This window comes from Synechococcus sp. R55.7, assembly GCF_047461955.1.
Taxonomy (GTDB): domain Bacteria; phylum Cyanobacteriota; class Cyanobacteriia; order Thermostichales; family Thermostichaceae; genus Thermostichus.
This window is the reverse complement of the sequence record NZ_JANSIC010000127.1, coordinates 1,621-7,506: the sequence shown is the minus strand read 5'-3', so window position 1 is coordinate 7,506 and position 5,886 is coordinate 1,621. Positions and strand designations below refer to the sequence as shown.

The 5,886-nt window shown below is 60.7% G+C and carries 5 protein-coding genes; 4 read left to right on the top strand and 1 reads right to left on the bottom strand.

Features of this window, described 5'->3' with window-relative positions; genetic code table 11:
- Positions 1 to 4: 4 nt before the first annotated feature.
- Positions 5 to 766: a metal ABC transporter ATP-binding protein gene (locus NW820_RS08070; RefSeq protein WP_414407190.1), complete on the bottom strand. Its 762-nt coding sequence runs from the start codon at positions 764 to 766 to the stop codon at positions 5 to 7.
- Between the two features lie 59 nt (positions 767 to 825).
- Between NW820_RS08070 and NW820_RS08065 the strand changes: the two genes are divergently transcribed.
- The 4 genes from NW820_RS08065 to NW820_RS08050 all read left to right on the top strand — a co-directional run bounded on the left by NW820_RS08065 (position 826) and on the right by NW820_RS08050 (position 5,846).
- Entirely contained in the window at positions 826 to 1,791 is a 966-nt protein-coding gene (locus NW820_RS08065) for a metal ABC transporter solute-binding protein, Zn/Mn family (protein WP_414407189.1), read from the top strand.
- Between the two features lie 72 nt (positions 1,792 to 1,863).
- A complete protein-coding gene (gene aspS, locus NW820_RS08060; RefSeq protein ID WP_011432789.1) occupies positions 1,864 to 3,669 on the top strand; it encodes an aspartate--tRNA ligase in 1,806 nt (601 codons plus the stop codon).
- Between the two features lie 219 nt (positions 3,670 to 3,888).
- Positions 3,889 to 4,665: an enoyl-ACP reductase FabI gene (gene fabI, locus NW820_RS08055; RefSeq protein ID WP_011432788.1), complete on the top strand. Its 777-nt coding sequence runs from the start codon at positions 3,889 to 3,891 to the stop codon at positions 4,663 to 4,665.
- 32 nt (positions 4,666 to 4,697) lie between these two features.
- On the top strand, positions 4,698 to 5,846 hold the full coding sequence (locus NW820_RS08050; RefSeq protein ID WP_414341734.1) for an AI-2E family transporter: 1,149 nt from the start codon (positions 4,698 to 4,700) through the stop codon (positions 5,844 to 5,846).
- Positions 5,847 to 5,886 lie beyond the last annotated feature (40 nt).

Here is a 5,886-nt window from a genome sequence, read left to right as displayed (position 1 = left end):
CTCCCTAGGCAGCTGAGTCCAGCAGCAGGGCTCGGCCATAGGCCCGCTGCAACACCGCTGGCTGCAACACCTCCCGCGGGGATCCCTGGGCAATTAAGACACGGTTGAGGAGGAGCACTTCGTCGAAGTAGGCCCGGGCCTGCCCCAAATCGTGGTGCACCACCATCACGATGTGGCCGGCATCTGCCAGCTCCCGCAACACCTGGAACAAAATAGCTTCGCTGGGCTGGTCGATCCCGGCAAAGGGTTCGTCAAGGGCGTAGATCTCCGCTTCTTGCGCCAAGGCCCGCGCCAGGAACACCCGCTGCTGTTGTCCCCCCGACAGCTTTCCAATGGGGCGATCCCGGTAGGCCCCCATCCCCACCCGCTCCAGAGCTTGGGCAGCCCGCCGCCGTCCCTCCTTGCCGATGCGACGGAACCAGCCGGTGGGTTTCACCTGACCCATTAGCACCACATCCCACACCGTGGCGGGAAACGACCAGTCGATGGCCGAGCGCTGGGGTACATAGGCCACTTGCTCTCCCCACAGCGCTTGCCCACCGTAGCGCACTTCCCCCCGTTCCAGCGGCACCAACCCCAGCAGCGCTCTGAGAAACGTACTTTTGCCGGCTCCGTTGGGCCCAAGGATGCCCGTGAGGCGGCCCGGCGCGATTTCAGCTTGGATCCCTTGCAGCACCTGCAGGCTGCCGTAACGCACCGTCAGATCCCGCACCACCAGGGATCCCCTGGCCGGACCAAGAGGGAGAGGAGGAAGTTGCTTTTTCATTTTGTTTTCATTTTCGGTAAGTCCAGTGTACCCTAAAGGGACATCTAAACCATGAAACGATGATCAAAAGTCTTGTCTTCCTTTGGGGGCGGCGCCGTTGGGTAGCAGCCTTCGGCTTGGCAATAGGACTCTGTCTCGCTGACGGGAACGGCAGTTTTCTGGCCTTGGCCGGTTCGGGATGGGCGCGTCCCCGCGTTGTGGCTACCACTACGTTGATCGCCGATTGGGTAGAGCAGGTGGGCCAAGATCGCATCCAGCTCACCAGCCTGCTGCAGCCGGGAATGGATCCCCACATCTACGAGCCGGCACCGGCGGATGGGATGGCCCTAGAGCGGGCAGACTTGGTGTTTTACAACGGCTACAACCTGGAGCCGGGGTTGATGCGCCTCATCGAGGCCACAGCCCAACAGGCGCGGCGGGTTGCCTTGGCCGAGATCCTCGATCCCATCGTCACCAATGAGGAGGATGGGATCCCCACTCCCGACCCCCACGTGTGGGGCAATGTGGAAAACGTCATCCGCATGGTGGAGCGCATCGCCCAAGAGCTGGCGGAACAGGTGCCTGGCGAGGCGACCTTCTTCCAAACCAATGCTGCTGCCTATCGAGCAGAGCTGGAGGAGCTTCATGCCTGGATTGGGGAGCAAATTCAGACCATCCCCCCTCCCAACCGGGTTTTGGTGACCACCCACGATGCTTTTGCCTACTACACCCAAGCCTACGGCCTGAAAATGGGGGGATCCCTTCTGGGGATCAGCACCGAAGAACAGCCCAGCGCCCAGACTGTGGCCCAGTTGGTGGCCGAGATCCGCGCTCTACAGGTGCCGGCTGTCTTTGCCGAGACCACCCTCAACCCGGCCCTGATCCAAACGGTGGCCGCTGAAGCGGGAGTCAAGGTAGCGGAACAGGAGCTGTACTCCGATTCTTTGGGGGAAGCAGGCAGCGGCGCCGAAACTTACGTTGCCATGATGCGCCACAACACCTGCACGATTGTGGTAGCCCTGGGCGGATCCCCTGAATGCTCTTGAGAAGCTGAGTCGAGGCAGGAGGTCTGAGTTTTGTATGATAGGGGCTCAGACCCTTGTTCTCTCACCTCTTCCATGCCTGCTGCCATCCATCGCCCGGCCCGCACCCTCTACTGTGGCGAAGTCCGCCCGGCCCACATTGGCCAGACCGTCACCCTCTACGGCTGGATCGACCGCCGCCGCGACCACGGGGGGGTGATCTTTCTGGATTTGCGGGATCGCTCTGGCATTGTGCAACTGGTGGCGGATCCGCAGAAAACTCCGCAGTCATATCCACTGGCGGGGGAAGTGCGCAACGAATATGTGGTGCGGGTAACGGGAACTGTCCAGCAACGGCCCCCCGACTCCTTCAACCCTCGCCTGGCCACCGGCGAGGTCGAGATCTACGCCGAACAGTTGGAAGTGCTCAGTCCAGTCGGCAAGCAGCTCCCCTTCAGCGTCTCGGGAGAAGAAGCAGAGGAAGTGCGAGAAGAGATCCGCCTGCGCTATCGCTACCTGGATTTGCGGCGGGAGCGCATGTCCCGTAACCTGCAACTGCGCCACCGGGTCATCCAGGCCATCCGCCGTTTCCTAGAAGACGAGGAGGGCTTTGTCGAGGTGGAGACTCCCATTCTCACCCGCTCCACCCCAGAAGGGGCCAGAGACTACCTGGTGCCCAGCCGCGTCAACCCCGGCGAGTGGTTTGCCCTGCCGCAGTCGCCCCAGCTCTTTAAGCAGCTGCTGATGGTGGCTGGCGTGGATCGCTACTACCAGATCGCCCGCTGCTTTCGGGATGAGGATCTGCGGGCGGATCGGCAGCCGGAGTTCACCCAGTTGGACATGGAGATGAGCTTCATGGATCAAGAAGGGATCCTGGAGCTCAACGAGCGACTGATCTGCCATATCTTCAAAACTGTCAAAGGGATCCACCTGCCCCGTCCCTTCCCGCGCCTGACCTATGCCGAGGCCATGGCCCGCTACGGCTCCGACAAGCCTGACACCCGCTTTGGGATGGAGTTGGTGGATGTTTCGGAGGTGTTTCAGGGATCCCGATTCAAAGTCTTCGCCAAAGTGCTGGCTGAGGGCGGTTTGATCAAAATCCTGCCAGTGCCCGGCGGCGATGAAAAGATCTCCAACACCCGCATCAAACCAGGCGGGGATCTGTTCAAGCTGGTCACCCAGTATGGGGCGGGCGGCTTGGCCTTTATCCGGGTGCGGCCCGACAGCCTCGATACCATCGGCGCCCTGAAAGAGAGCTTGAGCCCCGAGCAGGAGAAGCGGTTGCTGGATCTCACCCAGGCCAAGCCAGGGGATCTGTTGCTGTTTGGGGCAGGGCCGGCGGCAGTGGTGAACGAGTCTTTGGGCCGGCTGCGGCTGCACCTGGGCCAGGAGCTGGGTTTGATCCCAGAGAACGCCTTGAATCTCCTCTGGATCACCGACTTTCCCATGTTTGAGTTCAACGCCGAAGAAAATCGCCTGGAAGCCCTGCACCACCCCTTTACCGCCCCCCACCCCGACGACTTGGCCGACCTGAAAACGGCGCGGGCCCAGGCTTATGACCTGGTGTGGAACGGCGTGGAAGTAGGAGGGGGATCCCTGCGGATTTACCAGCGGGAAATTCAGGAGCAGGTTTTTCAAGCGATTGGCCTCACCCCCGAACAGGCGCGGGACAAGTTTGGCTTTTTGTTGGAAGCCTTTGAGTATGGCACCCCGCCCCACGGCGGCATTGCCTACGGCCTGGATCGGCTGGTGATGTTGCTGGCCGGGGAAGATTCCATCCGGGATGTCATCGCCTTTCCCAAAACCCAGCAGGCGCGATGTTTGCTCACCGGCGCTCCTTCCAGCGTTGAGGCGAAGCAGCTCAAGGAACTGCACGTGGCTTCCACCTATCAGCCCGGTTGAGGGAGGTATCTTCCAACGACCACGGGTGCTCGATGATTTCGGCACGGGTAACAGGGCTGCGGAGATCCAGCAGACAATATTCCTTTTCAACCAAAAGGACTTTCATTGTGGAAGCCGGGCCTTTTTAACGGGAGTTCAGGAGTGCCTGGGATCCCTTCTCCCAGCCCCAGCTCCCACCTGTGGGAGGATAGAAAGGAATACACCCCTACTTTTTTTGCCATGCTACAGCTGACGGGAAAGAAAGCCTTGGTAACCGGCATTGCCAACGAGCGCTCCATTGCCTGGGGCATTGCTCAGCAACTGCACAAAGCGGGGGCCAGCCTAGGGGTTACCTATCTGCCGGACGAGCGGGATCGCTTCAAAACCAAAGTTCAGCAACTCACGGATCCCTTGCAGCCAGATTTTCTCCTCCCCTGCGACGTGCAAAGCGATCAGCAGATCAGCGATCTGTTTCAGGGGGTAACCGAAAAATGGGGTCAGGTCGATATTCTGGTTCACTGCCTGGCCTATGTCAAAAAAGAGGAGCTGAGCGGCAACTTCAGCGATATCTCGCGGGAGGGGTTTGCCCTGGCCATGGATGTGAGCACCTACTCCCTGATTGCCCTCTGCCGGGCTGCCAAGCCCCTACTGAGATCCGGCAGCAGTGTCCTCACCTTGACCTACTTGGGAGGAGTGCGAGTGGTGCCCAACTACAACATGGCTGCCGTCACCAAAGCGGGCCTGGAAACCTGTGTCCGCTACCTGGCTGCCGAGCTGGGCCCTGCCGGGATCCGGGTGAACGCCATTTCTGCCGGCCCAATCCGCACCTTGGCCTCATCGGCCATTTCCGATTTTCATGCCATGCTGCATGCTGTGGAGGAGAAAGCTCCCCTACGGCGCAATGTCACTCAAATAGAGGTGGGCAATGTGGCGGCTTTTCTGGCCAGCGACCTGGCCAGCGGCATTACCGGCCAGGTGATCTACGTGGATAGTGGGTATAGCATCCTGGGTTTTTAAGCGCTTTGGGATCCCTTGGGGATGGCTCCGGCATGAATCGCTTCTCACCCTTGCAGCGGTTGCTGCTCACCTGGATCTTGATCGTCATCAGCGGCTGGCTGGCCATACAGGTGGGTCGGCTGTTTGGGCATTTGCTCACCACCATCCTGACAGCGGCGGTGCTGGCCTTTTTGCTCAACTACCCGGTGCAGGTGCTGCGGCGCTATCGGGTCAGTCGAGGTTTGGCGGTCACCCTGGTCTTTGCTCTCTCGGTGGTGCTGCTGGTCTTGGTGGGGATCGCCGTGGTGCCGGTCTTGGCCAAGCAAGTGGTGCAGCTGGGGGCGCGGATCCCAGAGTGGGTGGACACCTTACAAAATTGGCTCGACCAGATTAGCCTTTGGGCCGCCGAGCGCAACATCAACCTTGGCCAGACGGAGCTGGTCAATACCCTTCTCAACCGCCTGCAGGCCAGCGCCGAGAAAATTGCCGGCCAATCCCTGGATCTCCTTCTGGGTACGTTCAACCAGGTGATCGACTTGGTGCTGGTGCTGGTGTTGGCCCTCTACATGCTGCTCTACGGGGGCCAGTTCTGGCAGGGGTTGCTCAGCCTCTTCCCCAAACCTTGGGGGCCGCGCATTGGCGAAGCCCTAGCCCTCAGCTTTCAGAACTTCCTCATCAGCCAGTTGGTGTTGGGGTTCATCATGGCCCTGATGCTGGTGCCGGTTTTTGGGTTTTTGCGGGTACCTTTCGGGCTCCTGTTTGGCCTGCTGATCGGCCTGCTGGAGGTCATCCCCCTGGTGGGGGGGGTGATTGGCATTGGGGCGGCGGCGGTGTTGCTGGCCTTTCAGGACATTTGGCTCAGCCTTAAAGTGGTGCTGGTTTCCCTGATCGTGCAGCAGGTGAAGGATCGGGTCATCGCCCCCCGCCTGATGGGAGAGCTGATCGGGCTAAATCCAGTGTGGATCTTGATTGCCCTGTTGGTGGGGGCGCAACTGGGGGGCATCCTGGGCGTGATCGTCGCCATTCCCCTCAGCAGTGTGGTGAAAAGCCTTTACGAGATCGCCCGCTCTGCCGACCTGGCCGCCGAAGATGGGTTGGGTTCCGGTGTAAAAGGATCCCCGCAAGGGCTCCGTCCGAGTAGCGCCAACGGCGAACCCCGCCGGGATCCTACCCTGCCCAAGCCGGAGACCCAGCAGATCTAGCTGCTCCAAAAGGGAAGAGGCTCTGCCCATGCGATTCAGG

Coding starts and splice junctions, on each gene's coding strand:
- NW820_RS08070 (WP_414407190.1), bottom strand. CDS start 766: ATGAAAAAGCAACTTCCTCCTCTCCCTCTTGGTCCGGCCAGGGGATCC.
- NW820_RS08065 (WP_414407189.1), top strand. CDS start 826: ATGATCAAAAGTCTTGTCTTCCTTTGGGGGCGGCGCCGTTGGGTAGCA.
- aspS (WP_011432789.1), top strand. CDS start 1,864: ATGCCTGCTGCCATCCATCGCCCGGCCCGCACCCTCTACTGTGGCGAA.
- fabI (WP_011432788.1), top strand. CDS start 3,889: ATGCTACAGCTGACGGGAAAGAAAGCCTTGGTAACCGGCATTGCCAAC.
- NW820_RS08050 (WP_414341734.1), top strand. CDS start 4,698: ATGAATCGCTTCTCACCCTTGCAGCGGTTGCTGCTCACCTGGATCTTG.